This is a genomic window from Labedella gwakjiensis (assembly GCF_003014675.1).
GTDB lineage: Bacteria > Actinomycetota > Actinomycetes > Actinomycetales > Microbacteriaceae > Labedella > Labedella gwakjiensis.
The window spans coordinates 1545022-1557306 of record NZ_PYAU01000001.1 but is presented as its reverse complement, the minus strand read 5'-3'; the positions used below and the strand labels follow the sequence as shown (position 1 = coordinate 1557306).

At 70.5% G+C, this 12285-nt stretch carries 15 protein-coding genes; 6 read left to right on the top strand and 9 right to left on the bottom strand.

Annotated elements, in window-relative coordinates:
* Positions 1–2: 2 nt before the first annotated feature.
* The 3 genes from CLV49_RS18145 to CLV49_RS07275 form a co-directional block, all read right to left on the bottom strand.
* A complete protein-coding gene (locus tag CLV49_RS18145; protein ID WP_127054406.1) occupies positions 3–353 on the bottom strand; it encodes a GntR family transcriptional regulator in 351 nt (116 codons plus the stop codon).
* Positions 350–1312 carry a hypothetical protein gene (locus CLV49_RS18140; protein ID WP_127054408.1) on the bottom strand — a complete coding sequence of 321 codons (963 nt, stop codon included), beginning with the start codon at positions 1310–1312 and terminating at the stop codon, positions 350–352. Before CLV49_RS18140 ends, CLV49_RS18145 begins: the two co-directional genes overlap by 4 nt.
* Positions 1313–1514: 202 nt before the next feature.
* The gene (locus CLV49_RS07275) at positions 1515–1874 is read right to left on the bottom strand and encodes a nuclear transport factor 2 family protein (RefSeq protein WP_208019811.1); all 360 of its coding nucleotides are present in this window, start codon (positions 1872–1874) and stop codon (positions 1515–1517) included.
* A 110-nt stretch (positions 1875–1984) separates the two neighbouring features.
* Between CLV49_RS07275 and CLV49_RS07270 the strand changes: the two genes are divergently transcribed.
* Complete coding sequence (locus CLV49_RS07270) at positions 1985–2533, top strand: ATP-binding protein (RefSeq protein WP_127054410.1); 549 nt, start codon at positions 1985–1987, stop codon at positions 2531–2533.
* Positions 2534–2551: 18 nt separating this feature from the next.
* Here the strand turns inward: CLV49_RS07270 and CLV49_RS07265 are convergent, their stop codons facing one another.
* From CLV49_RS07265 to CLV49_RS07250, 5 genes are read right to left on the bottom strand one after another with little or no spacing between them, the layout of a single operon-like run.
* Positions 2552–3151: a gamma carbonic anhydrase family protein gene (locus tag CLV49_RS07265; RefSeq protein WP_106562941.1), complete on the bottom strand. Its 600-nt coding sequence runs from the start codon at positions 3149–3151 to the stop codon at positions 2552–2554.
* Positions 3152–3187: 36 nt separating this feature from the next.
* Positions 3188–3460 carry a hypothetical protein gene (locus CLV49_RS07260; RefSeq protein WP_127054412.1) on the bottom strand — a complete coding sequence of 91 codons (273 nt, stop codon included), beginning with the start codon at positions 3458–3460 and terminating at the stop codon, positions 3188–3190.
* 41 nt (positions 3461–3501) lie between these two features.
* Positions 3502–4461: a hypothetical protein gene (locus CLV49_RS07255; RefSeq protein WP_127054414.1), complete on the bottom strand. Its 960-nt coding sequence runs from the start codon at positions 4459–4461 to the stop codon at positions 3502–3504.
* Between the two features lie 50 nt (positions 4462–4511).
* On the bottom strand, positions 4512–6104 hold the full coding sequence (locus CLV49_RS18135) for a tetratricopeptide repeat protein (protein ID WP_127054416.1): 1593 nt from the start codon (positions 6102–6104) through the stop codon (positions 4512–4514).
* Positions 6105–6107: 3 nt separating this feature from the next.
* The gene (locus CLV49_RS07250; protein ID WP_106562938.1) at positions 6108–7502 is read right to left on the bottom strand and encodes an AAA family ATPase; all 1395 of its coding nucleotides are present in this window, start codon (positions 7500–7502) and stop codon (positions 6108–6110) included.
* Positions 7503–7671: 169 nt separating this feature from the next.
* Between CLV49_RS07250 and CLV49_RS07245 the strand changes: the two genes are divergently transcribed.
* Both CLV49_RS07245 and CLV49_RS07240 read left to right on the top strand, forming a co-directional pair.
* The gene (locus CLV49_RS07245; RefSeq protein WP_106562937.1) at positions 7672–8016 is read left to right on the top strand and encodes a PadR family transcriptional regulator; all 345 of its coding nucleotides are present in this window, start codon (positions 7672–7674) and stop codon (positions 8014–8016) included.
* On the top strand, positions 8013–8957 hold the full coding sequence (locus CLV49_RS07240) for a hypothetical protein (RefSeq protein ID WP_127054418.1): 945 nt from the start codon (positions 8013–8015) through the stop codon (positions 8955–8957). Before CLV49_RS07245 ends, CLV49_RS07240 begins: the two co-directional genes overlap by 4 nt.
* Before the next feature lie 9 nt (positions 8958–8966).
* On the opposite strand, the gene CLV49_RS07235 is transcribed toward CLV49_RS07240, so the two are convergent.
* Positions 8967–9662, bottom strand: a complete 696-nt coding sequence (locus tag CLV49_RS07235; protein ID WP_106562935.1) for an NADPH-dependent F420 reductase — start codon at positions 9660–9662, stop codon at positions 8967–8969.
* Positions 9663–9794: 132 nt separating this feature from the next.
* On the opposite strand from CLV49_RS07235, the gene CLV49_RS07230 reads away from it, so the two are divergent.
* Genes CLV49_RS07230 through CLV49_RS07220 form a run of 3 tightly spaced genes read left to right on the top strand, consistent with a single transcriptional unit; the run spans position 9795 to position 12257 of the window.
* A complete protein-coding gene (locus CLV49_RS07230; protein ID WP_106564949.1) occupies positions 9795–10916 on the top strand; it encodes an NAD(P)-binding domain-containing protein in 1122 nt (373 codons plus the stop codon).
* Between the two features lies 1 nt (position 10917).
* Entirely contained in the window at positions 10918–11448 is a 531-nt protein-coding gene (locus CLV49_RS07225; RefSeq protein ID WP_106562934.1) for a VanZ family protein, read from the top strand.
* 29 nt (positions 11449–11477) lie between these two features.
* Positions 11478–12257, top strand: coding sequence for an inositol monophosphatase family protein (locus CLV49_RS07220; RefSeq protein ID WP_106562933.1), 780 nt, complete (start codon positions 11478–11480; stop codon positions 12255–12257).
* Positions 12258–12285 lie beyond the last annotated feature (28 nt).

Sequence of the window (12285 nt, the reverse complement as noted above, 5' to 3'; positions counted from 1 at the left end):
GATCAGCCCGCGGTCCGCGCCCACTCGGCGCGGACCGCACTGATCGCGTCGTCGAGGGAGAGGCCGTGGAGGCTCGCGATGTAGGCGCGGGCGGCGGTGCGCGCCTCGGCCGGGAGCACATCGACGCGACGGACGCGCGTGCCGGAACGGTTCGACTCCAGCAGCCCCTCCGCTTCGAGCTCGGAGTAGGCCCTGACCACCGTTCCATTCGCGACCCGCAGGTCACCGGCGAGCTGGCGGACGGATGGCAGCTTCGTCCCGGCGACGATCACACCGGTGCGGATCTGATCCGCCATCTGCTGGCGGATCTGCTCGAACGGGGGAGTGGGGTCCGCGGCATCGATCGAGATCACACGGCACCCACCGGTCGAGGCAGTGACGCTGGGCGGGTCGCAGACGGGGCGCGCGCCACGTCGAGCACCGCGAGGAGGACGAAGCACAGCCCGAAGGCGACGGTGACGAGTCCGACGAGGATCGAGACGAGGGAGAGAGTCGTCCACGGTTCGATCCGGGCGTAGGCCTCGCCGGTCCACTGTCCGGACGCCGAGCTCATCGCGTTGCCTCCCACCGCCAGGATCACGCCGAGATAGAGGAGGAAGGTCCCCGTTGTCAGCTTCACGACGACTCGCGTGGCGAGCATCCTCATCACCGCGTCGATCTCTCGCAGACCGGAGTCCGTCGGGCGAGGGGCTCCGGCGATCCGGGTGAGCGCCACCACGGCGACGACCGCGATCGCGATCACCATGGCGGCGATCGGCACGCCGTAGAACCATCCGGGGTATGGGCTGCTCGTGCTCGTGTAGTCGCCGTTCACGACCGTGAAAGCGCGGTACTGCCCGTCCTCCTGCGTCGATGACGTGAGACCGAAGGCGATGACCGCGCCGAGGACGAGGGAGCCGGCCGCGACCGGGAGGCCGACCGCCCAGCGCGGCGCGTAGCTCCACGGACGCCGGCGATCGAGGTCCGCGCTGCGCGAGGTGCCGGGCTCGCGGATCGACACCGCGGGGAAGGCTGCGACCAAGACGAGCGCCGTCAGGGAAGCGAGCCCGGGAGCGAGCAGGGCGACGCGGCCGAGTGCCGATGGCAGGCCCTCGTTGACGGCGAAGGCGGCTGCTCCCACGAGACCCGCCGCGGCGGTTGCGATCGCGAGTCGCCCCACGAAGAAGCGACGCGCTGTGGCGACTCCGTCGAGCAGGGCGGCCGGTACGACGATGCGGCGGAAGGCGTCGTCGCGGCGCCACCGGGCGATGACGACGACGGAGACGACCAGCGCGCAGACGAGGGTGGCGAGGGGGATCACACCGAAGGACATGAGAGCTCCTGTATCAAGGTGATGACACAGTAGCACGGTGTGTCATATGAGTGATACACGGATGCGGGTCACTCTCGCGCTGTCATCCTCACAGCGTGAAGGCGTAGGCGAGCAGAGCGAACGCCACGACACCGAGCACGATGCCGACGATCGACGTCACGAGACTGAAGCGCGGGGCTTCCGTGTCCGTTCCGTCATCGGATCAGTCGTTCGTGAGGATCGTGTGGAGGGTCGCGATGCGGCCGTCGACGACCGTCGCGACGTCGATGCCGGTCACGACAGGCGGCTCGCCTGCCGGTCCGAACCCCCAGGTGAGGAGGCCGAGGTCCTGGCTCTCACGCGCCGGCCCCGTCTCGGAGAAGACGAAACCGGGCGCCCCGGCGAGCAGTTCGTCGATCTTCGCGTCCACCGCGTCGGCTCCCACGACGACGCCTTCAGGGTCGGAGAACACGATGTCGTCGGCGACGATCTCGGCGATCGCGGCGCGGCGCTTCTCGGGGTCCCGTTCGCCGAACACGCGGTGCAGGTTGTCGATCATGAGCTTCTGGATGGCAGTGGGCACGGGGGTCCTCCGTCGCGATCGTGATTTGTCTCCGATTAAGGCGGCGGACATGCTCCGCGTCAAGTGATGATCGGGGCGACGCGACTTTCGTGTTCACCTACGGTGGTGTCATGGACGGAGACGGCGCCGGGATCTTCCTCAACGGCTCCTATGGTGTCGGCAAGTCGGCGGTGCTCGATCACCTCGGTGATCGCTTCGCCGCGGCGGGTCGGCCGTTCAGCCTGTTCGACGTCGACTGGTTCCACCGATCCTGGCCGCGGGCGCAGGGCGACCCACGGAACGTGCTCACCGAGGCGGAGAACATGCGTGCGGTGTGGGCGAACTACGAGCGCGTCGGTCCGCGGACACCGATCGTCGCGGGAGTCATCGCCTCGGAGGAGGACCGGGCGCGGTACGAGACGGTGTTCGGGCGCCGTCTGCGAATCGTGCTGCTCACCGCTTCTCCCGCCGTCTCGGAGGCTCGGCTCCGCGGCCGCTACGACGAGGGACGCCAGGCCGCCCTCGACTGGCACCTGGCCCGCCACGAGCAACTCGCCTCAGAGCTCGTGTCCGGCCGCTGGAACGAGCTCATCCTCGACACGGACCACCTGGCGCCGGCCGACGTGGCGGAGGTCGTGTTCCACCGCCTCGATGTCGGGCCTACCGGAACGTCGGGCTAGTCGCCGCGACGACGGACGTCAGCCCTGGTCGAGCACGGTATCGGTGGTGTGCGCCCCGTAGAAGTCGGACTGGCCGCGCATGAGATCGCGCATCGTCGTGCCGGGACCCGCGCCGTAGACGGTGCCGACGAAGTCGAGGGTGCGCTGGACGGCCCAGATCTCGTCGTGCCGATCCGGCGACAGGATGGCGGCGGGGTCGCCGACCGCGACCCATCCGATGGGCACGACGGCGCCCGCTTCGAGCACGGTGTTCACCTGCACGACGCCGTTGATGCGCACCTCGGCACCATCACCGATTCGGCTGCCGGGGAAGAGGGAGGCGCCCGTGGCGACGAAGACCTCGTCACCGATCGTGCTGCCGTTCACGTGTGCGTGCGGGCCGATCATGACGGCCGATCCGATCGACGTCGGGTGGCCGGCGCGACCGCGCACGACGGCATGCTCCATCACGACGGTGTCCTCGCCGATCGTGACGCTTCCGTCCTCCGCCGAGAGGACGGCGCCGTGGAGGACCCGCACGCCGGCGGCGATGTGGACGTCGCCGGACACGACGGCCATCGACGCGACGTACGCGTCGGGGTGGATCGTCGGTTCAGCATCACGGTGTCGGATCAGCATGTCGGGTTCCGTTCTCGAGAGCGCGTGACGATGCGGTCAGTCCTGAGCGGCCGCGGGGTCGACGCTGAGGGGCTGGACGCTCGCGCGCCAGCCGGAGCGGGCGTTGCCCTGGAACGCGCCGTGGCGCAGTCCCGCATCGTCGAGCCGGCGCTCCACGTCGGCGCGGGCGGCCGCATCGAAGTCGCGCGCGTAGACGACCCACTCGTCGAGTTCGCGACCTGTGTTCGTGGCGATGGTGAGGCGGAACTCGTCGCCGACCTCGCCGCGGCGCACGAACGCGTAGACGGCGGTGGGGTAGCGGGTGGGCATGCGTTCGACGATACCGGGGCGTGCGGCGGCGTGACGCGCGGTCACGTCCGGTCGGGTGACCAGCGGTCGAAGGCGGAGGCGAGGGAGGCGCGTGCTCCGTCGTCATCGAGCGTGCCGCCGGCGTTCCACCACCGGATCCCCTCGACCTCGGCGGCCAAGGCGGCTTCGCGTTCCGCCTCCGAGAACGAGTCTCGGATCTGGCGACGTCGGGATGCGAGCCGCCGTCCCGCCGCATCGGTGGCCGAGAAGTCCGCTGCGGTGGAGGAGCGTCGGGCCTGGCGTCCGCCCGAGGCGCGCGAGATCCGCCGTGTCCGGTACAGGAGGGCGGCGGCCACAACGAGCGCTCCCACTTGCAACGCGAGGCCACCGAGGACGCGAGGCTCGGCGAACACGCCCTCGTCAAGGGCGCGCCACACGGAACCGGCCGCTCCGAACGTCCACCAGATGAGCACGATGACCCACATCGCTGTGGGAGGCGATTGGTCGTTGAAGTAGCGCGTCTTCGTCCGTCCACGTGCGAGCCGCTGGAAGAGGAGCGCGGAAACAGCCATCAGTAACCCGGTCGCAGGGACGGCGGTGTCGGCGTCGAAGAACGTTCCGGCCGAGCGGATGCTCTGTCCGAGAAGGGCCGGGGCTGCCAACCCGGCCACGATCGCGATGACACCGGTGGTGTCGACGATCCGGGAGCGCGTCGTCCGCTCGGGGGAGCGTTCGCCGTCGGGCTCATCCGGCTGTCGGCCGTCGGTCCCCGGCGTGCGGGGATCGGGCAGGCTCGACCTCACGATCGCGACGTCGTCGGCGAGCTCGGCGCCGGCCGTCGGCTTCACCGCCTCGATCGCGAGCAGCCGTATCTCCTCGATGTGCCGCACCGAGCCGACGTCCTCAGACGCCAGGCGCTCGCGCATCCGCGAGACGGCGGCGTCGACGTGGTCGCCCGCCGGGTCGGACTCTCGACGTGATCGACGGATCCGAGCCCAGCGCTCGTCCTGTACTTCGTCCACCTGGCCATCGTCCCACGGCCAACGGATCGGGATCGAGGCGTGCGGCGGCGTCAGCCTTCGGGAGGGGTCGACGGGACGTCGAAGGGCGGGATCGTGGGGATGTCGAAGTCCGGGATGTCGAGCGACGGCAGCGGCGACGGCGACTCGAGGTCGTCGAAATAGCCGGGCGGGATCGTGGCGGGGCTCGAGGGGCCCTCGCCCGGCGACGCCGGGCGGCCCGCGGACCACGCGCTCGTGGCCGCGACGAGGTTCGCGAGGGCGATGAGGAGCGCGACCACCACGAAGAACCCGGGGACGGCGACGCGCAGCGCGCCCCAGAAGGTGGCCGCCTTCCTCCCGGGCACGCGCACCCACGGGACGGCCTCGGCGAGCGCGGTCAGCGCGACGATCGCCGAGATGAGGCCGACGGCCGCCCGGGCCGTGCTGCCCTCGTCGGGCGGTCCGGCCGGGATGAGGCCGAACACGAATCCGGGGATGAGGAGCAGAGGGGTCGTGATGGCCCGAGCCCACCGTTGGCGTGCGACGGAGCGAGTGGCCGGGCCGAGTGTTCGACCGCTCGCGGACGTTCCCTCCGTCATCGCCGCGGCCTCCGCGTCGACCTCCGCGGCCTTGCGTCGCTCCTGGGCGAGGCTCGCGAACCGCGTGACCACCCAGCAGAGCGTCGCCGCGACCAGGAGCCAGGCCGCCGGCGCCACACCGGTCGCGAGGAGGACGCCGCCGACGACCGTGAGGAGCGCGGACGCCCGTCCGCCGAGTCGTGTCGCCACCCGCCACGGCGCGTTCGAGTCGAGCTCGGCGCGGTAGAGCGGGGGGAGCTTTCTGACCGCCTGCAGTCGTGCGCCCCACACCGTGAACGACGCGGCCGCCACGCCGATCATCCAGCTGAGCCGGAACCCGCCGCTCACGAGACCCACGCCGAGGGCGACGAACGCGGGCGCGAGCCACAGCATCGACAGCAGCGCCCGGCGGCGAGCCGCGACGAGCCCGTCGAAGCGGGAGCGCAGCGACGCGTCCGCCGGCGAGGTCGCGAGTAGCCCGCTCACGATGTCCATCGACTCGGCGTTGTCGGTGGCGAGGTCGGCCTTGAGCGTAAGCAGCTGCGGGTCGGTCGGATTCTGGGCGAGGCCGTCGTCGACGAGCTTGCGCGCCTCGGCCGTGCGTCCGAGGAAGACCTCGAGCTTCGCCGCCATCATCGTGTACCAGGGGTTGCCGCCGCCGTTCTGCAGCGACTGGGCGATGAGCGAACGCGTGCGCTCGCGACCCGCCGTGGTGCGATCGGGCGCGTTGTGGAGCGCGAGGTACATGAGCGCGGTCGGCTGATCCGGGCGGTGGGTGAGCACCTCGTCGAGGCTGCGCTTCATGAGGTCGCGGTCGCCCACCTGGTAGCCGGCCCATGCGAGCATCATGTGCGCGGTGAGCGAGTTCGGGTTGGCCTCGAGCGTCGCGTGGGCGGTCGAGATCACCTCCGGCCACATCCTCCGCGCCTCGTAGATCTTCGCGAGCATGAGGAGCAGGTTGGCGTCACCGGGGCGACGGCCGAGCTCGTCGCGGACGAGCGTCTCGGCCCGGTCCACCTGGCCGACCGCGAGGAACGACTCGGCGCGGTAGACGACACCCTCGACGGGGTCGGTCTCGTCCGCCACCGCCTAGCGGTATCCGCGGGAGTCGAGGAACTCCGCGAGGTCGTCGTAGCGGCCGTCGGTGTTCGCGAACGCCACGACGTTCTTCGCTCCCGCGAGCCACGGTCCGGTCGACGGCCGGATCTCGCCGAGCACGTGCCGCAGCTCGTTCATGCCGATGGGCTTCACCTCTCCCGACTGGATCGATCGGATCATCGCCTGTTCGGCGGCGGAGGCCACGAGGTGTTCGAGGTCGGCGCCGGAGAAACCGTCGGTGCTGCGCACGAGCTCGCCGAGGTCGATCCCCTCGATGGGGCGTCGGTCGAGGTGCATGCGCAGGATCGCCTCGCGGGCGGGCTCGTCGGGCGGGAGGACGAGGAGCATGCGGTCGAAGCGGCCGGGGCGCATGAGCGCCGGGTCCACCTCCCACGGGCTGTTCGTCGCGGCGAGGACGAAGAGGCCGTCGTTGTCGGCGGTCATCGAGTCGAGCTCCATGAGCAGCTGGTCGACCATCGCCCGCATGCCCGACCAGCCGGTTCCGATGCTCGACCGCTTGGCGCCGATCGCGTCGATCTCGTCGAGGAAGAGGACCGCGGGGGTGAGGCTGCGGGCGTGCTCGAACAGCGCGCGCAGGTTCTTCTCGGTCTCGCCGAAGTGGCTGCCGAGGATGTCGGCGAGGCTCGCGGTGAGGAAGCGGGCGCCGAGCTCACCCGCGATCGCGCGCGCCATGAACGTCTTGCCGCACCCGGGAGGGCCGTAGAGCACGAGGCCGCCGCGGAGGTTCTTCCCGAAGGCCTTCGCGAGCTCCGGGTGCTTCATCGGCTCGAGGAAACTCTCGCGCAGGCGCTGCTTCACGGTCTCGAGCCCGCCCACGTCGGCGAGCGTGACGGTGCTCTGGTACTCGTCCACGACGGGGGTGACGGTGTCGCCGCCCGGGGTGATCGGGAGAACGGCGTCCTGCGCGGACGCCTCGGGCTCCGGGCTGGAGGCGACATAGGGAGGGGGAACCGCGGACTCGCCGAGTTCGCTCTCCGCGCGCTTCCAGTCGAAGCCGTCCGGGTGCTCCTCGTCGGAGGGGTGCTGCACGTCGTTCGGTCGGGTGATCGGCTGCTCACGGTCGCCGTTGCTGAACTCGTCGCGGACTTCGCTGATCGAGTCGTCGGGGGTGGTGTCCGTCTCCCGGTCGTCCCTGGCCGGTTGCGCGTGCCGGCCGCCGCGACGCATCGCGGTCGTCGCCTCCGTGAGCACGGCCATCGCCTCGGCGTTCCCGGGGGCCTGCGCGAGTGCGGTCGCCGCCTGGGTGACGGCGTCGTCGAGCCGTCCCCGCTCGAGGAGGAGACGTGCCACCTGCACGCGCAGTTCGACGTTGTCCGGGCTCGCCTCGAGCGCTGCGAACAGGCTGTCGAAGAGGGGGTCGCTCATGCGTTCCAGCCTAGTGAGGCGGGCCGCCGTCGCCCCACTCCGTCCTCCCCTCCGACGTGCGGACTCTCGTCGCCGAAACCGCCCGACGGGCGACCGGTGCCCGGGCATCCGCGAAGATCCTGCATGCCAGTGATGGTTATATTCCCGCAATGGGAATATAGTCGGCGATATGACACATGAACTTCGGGAGCCGGCGTTCTGGACACTGACGTGCCTGTCGCGGGGTCGTCAGCACGGCTACGCGATCATCCGAGATACGTCCAATCTTTCCGGTGGAACCGTCTCGCTCGCAGTCACGACGCTCTACGCCACGCTGGAGCGTCTGGAGAAGGATGGCGACGTGAAGAGCGACGGCGATGAGGTCGTCGACGGCCGTCTCCGGCGCTACTTCGCGATCACGGAATCCGGGACGACACGACTCGAGGCCGAGGTCGAACGCTTGGAGTCGAAGGTGCGTGCCGTCCGAGCCGGACTCGGTACAGGGCGAGCGCGGCCGCTGGGAGGTACGGCATGAGCCGCGAACTCGACGCGCGATACCAGGCGCGACTGCGTTGGTACCCCCGTTCATGGCGGACTCGACACGGGGAGGCGTTTATCGGGACGGCTCTCGCCGTCGCGGAGGCCGAGGGGCGGACCCGGCCCACGATGCGGGAGACCGTGTCCATGGCGGCGCACGGGCTGGCCGCGCGCCTCGATCTCGTCGTCGACCCGCGCGTGAGGGATGCCGGGAGCACCGTCGCCCTCACCATGGGCGCGGGGATCGCTCTGGCTGTCTCCGTTTTCGGCGTCGGGACGGTCGCAGGCGGATCGGAGCCTACGTCCGGCGTCCACGACCTCGGCGCGATCGTCCTCGGCGCGTGGATCCTGGCGCTGGTAGCGGCGCTCGCCGGACTCCGGCTAGCGGGGAGTGTCGCGCTCGTGTGCGGGACGATGGTCGTGGTCGTCGTGCCACGCGTCCTGCCGGGGTGGGCGTCGGCGGACGGCGTGGACCGGGCGACGCTCATCCTGCTGACGTGCTGTGCGGTGCTCGCGATCGTCGGTCGACCGCACCGGGGGCCGTGGACGATCGGGGCGACGCTGGGATGGGCTCTACTCGTCGCTCTGGCGTTCGTGGGCGCCGGTGCGCACGCCGGTGTTCGAGTTCCGAGTAATGCCCTCTGGAGTCAGGTCGGACCGATCTGGTACGCCGCCGCGGTGGCGGTGATCGCGGCAGTGGTCCTCGCTGCGACGAGACGATGGGCGGCCTCGTTCACGATCGTGCTCGGCCTGACGCCCTTGGCGGTCACGCTGGTCGTCGTCGAGATGCGCGGCGTCGTCGTAGGGAGCGGCTCGCCCGAGGTCATCGCGATTCCGGTCGCCGTCGGGCTTCTTCTCCTTGCACTCTGGAATTCCGGCCTCCTGACGCTGCCTGCTCCGCGCCGTGATCAGCGCGGAGAGCCGACGCCTGCGGCGTGACGAGCGGCGTCAGGATCGCGCGGCGGCGACCTCGGCTCCGCGCGACGTGGCGTCGAAGCGGGCCATCATGGCCGCGATGGTCGCGGCGTCCTCGTTCGCGCCGAACGCCTCGGCGTGCGGCTCCAGGCGGATGCTGTCGCGGAGCGAGCCGGCGAGCACCGGATCGAAGCCGAGCCGGTCGACGAGGTCGCTCACGATCGTGACGGCCTCCGCGTCGTCCCCGGCCACCGCGATCGCCTTGCGCCCTGCGGCGCCCGCGGGCTTCGGGCCCTCGTCGAGGTCGTGGTAGCCCATGTGGTTGAACGCCTTCACGACGCGCGAGCCCGGGAGGTGGGCCTGCACGCGCTCGCTCGTGGAGAGGCGGGGGTCGGTGAGGTCGTCGCGGATGCCGTCGATCTCCCACCAGTAGTTCATGGCGTCGACGACGATCTTGCCGTCGAGCTCGGCGACCGGAACGCTCGGGAGCTTGCCGAGCGGGAGGGCCAGCACCACGATGTCGGCGTCGCGCGCGGCCTCCGCGCTCCATACGGCCTCCGATCCGGGGGCGAGCACACCCACGATGAGGCGGATCTTCGCCGGATCCCCGGAGCCGGAGATGAGTACGCGGTAGCCGGCGGAGATCGCGAGGCGCGCGAGCACCGTTCCCACCTTGCCGGCGCCGAGGATGCCGATCGTGCGGGGCTCGTCGGGCTGTTCCGTGCTCATGCGTGATTCTCCTCCGGGACCATCGGCCCATTTCTATGCGTACGAATGGAAATAACACCGATGCGCGTCGAGTTCTTCCCAGTGTCGTCGACGTCCATCGCCGACGCACGATCGCCCACCCGAGGAGGCACGATGAACCGCATCGCGACGGTCGTCGTGATCGGTGCCGGTCAGGCGGGGCTCTCCGCAGCCTTCCACCTCCGTCGCCGCGGTTTCGTCTCGGCACTGGATCCTGCGACTCCCGATGCCCGCACGTTCGTCGTCCTCGACGCTGACGCGGCGCCGGGCGGCGCGTGGCAGCACCGCTGGGAGTCGCTGCACATGAACACGGTGAACGGGATCTTCGACCTGCCCGGCCTGCCGAAGCCGCCGATCGATGCGGACGAGCCGTCGCGCGAAGCGGTGCCGCGCTACTTCGCCGCGTATGAAGAGGAGTTCGGCTTCCCGATCCTGCGCCCGGTCCGGGTGACCGCCGTGAAGCGGGCGGACGAGCGACCGGACGGCGACCTGATCGTGGAGACCGACACCGAGGGCACGTGGCGCACGCGCGCCGTGATCAACGCGACGGGAACGTGGACGAGCCCGCGCCTGCCCGCGTATCCGGGTGCTTCATCGTTCCGCGGGCGGCAGCTGCACACGCGCGACTACGTGTCGAACACCGAGTTCGCGGGGCAGCGCGTGGCGATCGTGGGCGGCGGCATCTCCGCGGTGCAGCAGCTCGAGGAGATCTCGCGCGTCGCCACGACCTTCTGGTACACCCGGCGCGAGCCCGTGTTTCTCGAGGGCGGTTTCCAGCCGGAGACCACCGGTCGCACGACGATCGCGAAGGTCGTCGCCGACGTAGAGGCGGGGCGCCCCACCGGCAGCGTGGTCTCGTACACGGGGCTCGGATGGTCGGACTACGCGATCGCCGCACGCGATCGGGGCGCCCTCGAGAGGCGGCCGATGTTCACGGCCATCGAGCCGAACGGTGTGCGAGAGGCAGACGGCACCCTCACCGAGGTGGACGCGATCCTGTGGGCCACGGGCTTCACGGCCGCTCTCTCCCACCTCGACCCGCTGGGCCTGCGGGGCCCGCTCGGAGGCATCCGGCTCGAGGGCACCCGCGTGGGCGACGAGCCGCGCGTGCACCTCATCGGCTTCGGGCCGTCGCAGTCCACGGTGGGCGCGAACCGTGCCGGCCGCGAGGCAGTGGGTACTCTCGTAAGGACGGTGATCGCGCCCCGAGACGCCACACCCCCGAAAGCAGGATGACGTGATCAGTACCCTCCTCGCGTCGAATCCTGCCCTCGTCCGTGTGCTCGTCGTGGTCGGCGTACTCGTCTGCGCCGCAGTCGGCCTCATGCTGTATCGCGCCGGGCGGACCCGGGCGCTGTCCGTGCTCGCGATCGTGGGGCTCGTGGGTGTGCTCGCCCTCACGCTTTCGCCCTCGGACGGACCGCGGTACGCCTTCTGCACCGTGCAGTTCTCGATTCCGTTCGCCGGAATCGACACCCTCGCGAACCTCGTCATGACCCTGCCGCTCGCCCTCTTCTCCGCTCTCCGATTCGGGAGCCGACTCCGCGCGTTCGCGGTGTTCGCGGCCGTCTCCGGGCTCGCTGCGCTCATCGAACTGACCCAGGCGCTCATCCCCGCGATCGGACGGTCGTGCGACACCGACGACTGGTTCATGAACACGATCGGCGCGGCGGTCGGGGTGGCTTTCGCTATGGCGATCATGACGGCCGGTCGATCACGGGTCGGCGGCCCGTCTCGGCAGGCAGACACCCGGCCATCACGAAGCTGAGCCAAGCCGCTGGAGCTAGCCTCGAGGCCATGGATCTTCGCAGCGCAGCAGACCTCGCCATCTCCCTCGCCCGTGATGCCGGCGAGTTCGCTGTCGCGGAGCGGGCCGGCGCGCGGGTGGAGTCGAAGGGCGACGGCGCGGACCTCGTGACCCACGTGGACCGGGAGGTCGAGCGACGCATCGTCGCGGCGATCGCCGAACGCTATCCGGACCACTCGATCCTCGGGGAGGAGGACGGAGAACAGGGAGCCGGTGCGGATGCCGAGTTCGGCTGGCTCATCGACCCGCTCGATGGCACCAACAACTACGTCCTCGGACTCGATGTCTACGGCGTGTGCATCACCCTCTGCTCGCGGGGCGTTCCGCTCGTCGCCGTCGTGCACGACTCACCCCGGCGGCGGACGTACTGGGCGATCGCCGACCAGGGCGCATGGTGGTCCGTCGACGGCTCGGAACCGCGGCGTCTCGCGATCTCCGCCGCGGAACCGCTCGCCCACACGACCATCTCCTTCACCCAGGGTTATCGCGTGGGTCACGACGACGAGCGCCGCAACGTGCTCTTCGACAGGCTCGAACGCTCCTCGAAGCGCGTGCTCCGCACGTGGGCGCCCTCGGCCGATTGGGGCCTGCTCGTGACCGGAGGGCTCGGAGCCCTCGTCGCCTACCGCAACGAGATCTGGGACCTCCTCGGCGGCGCGCTCATCGCGCGCGAGGCAGGCGCCGACGTCCATACCGACGCGTCGGGTGATCTCGTGATCGTCGGGCGCCCACAGACCGTCCGCGAGCTTCGAGAGCTCCTCGGTGTGTGAGGGTGCGGCGCATCCATCCCGTCGTCCA

Coding starts and splice junctions, on each gene's coding strand:
- CLV49_RS18140 (WP_127054408.1), bottom strand. CDS start 1,312: ATGTCCTTCGGTGTGATCCCCCTCGCCACCCTCGTCTGCGCGCTGGTC.
- CLV49_RS07270 (WP_127054410.1), top strand. CDS start 1,985: ATGGACGGAGACGGCGCCGGGATCTTCCTCAACGGCTCCTATGGTGTC.
- CLV49_RS07265 (WP_106562941.1), bottom strand. CDS start 3,151: ATGCTGATCCGACACCGTGATGCTGAACCGACGATCCACCCCGACGCG.
- CLV49_RS07260 (WP_127054412.1), bottom strand. CDS start 3,460: ATGCCCACCCGCTACCCCACCGCCGTCTACGCGTTCGTGCGCCGCGGC.
- CLV49_RS07250 (WP_106562938.1), bottom strand. CDS start 7,502: ATGAGCGACCCCCTCTTCGACAGCCTGTTCGCAGCGCTCGAGGCGAGC.
- CLV49_RS07245 (WP_106562937.1), top strand. CDS start 7,672: ATGACACATGAACTTCGGGAGCCGGCGTTCTGGACACTGACGTGCCTG.
- CLV49_RS07240 (WP_127054418.1), top strand. CDS start 8,013: ATGAGCCGCGAACTCGACGCGCGATACCAGGCGCGACTGCGTTGGTAC.
- CLV49_RS07235 (WP_106562935.1), bottom strand. CDS start 9,662: ATGAGCACGGAACAGCCCGACGAGCCCCGCACGATCGGCATCCTCGGC.
- CLV49_RS07230 (WP_106564949.1), top strand. CDS start 9,795: ATGAACCGCATCGCGACGGTCGTCGTGATCGGTGCCGGTCAGGCGGGG.
- CLV49_RS07220 (WP_106562933.1), top strand. CDS start 11,478: ATGGATCTTCGCAGCGCAGCAGACCTCGCCATCTCCCTCGCCCGTGAT.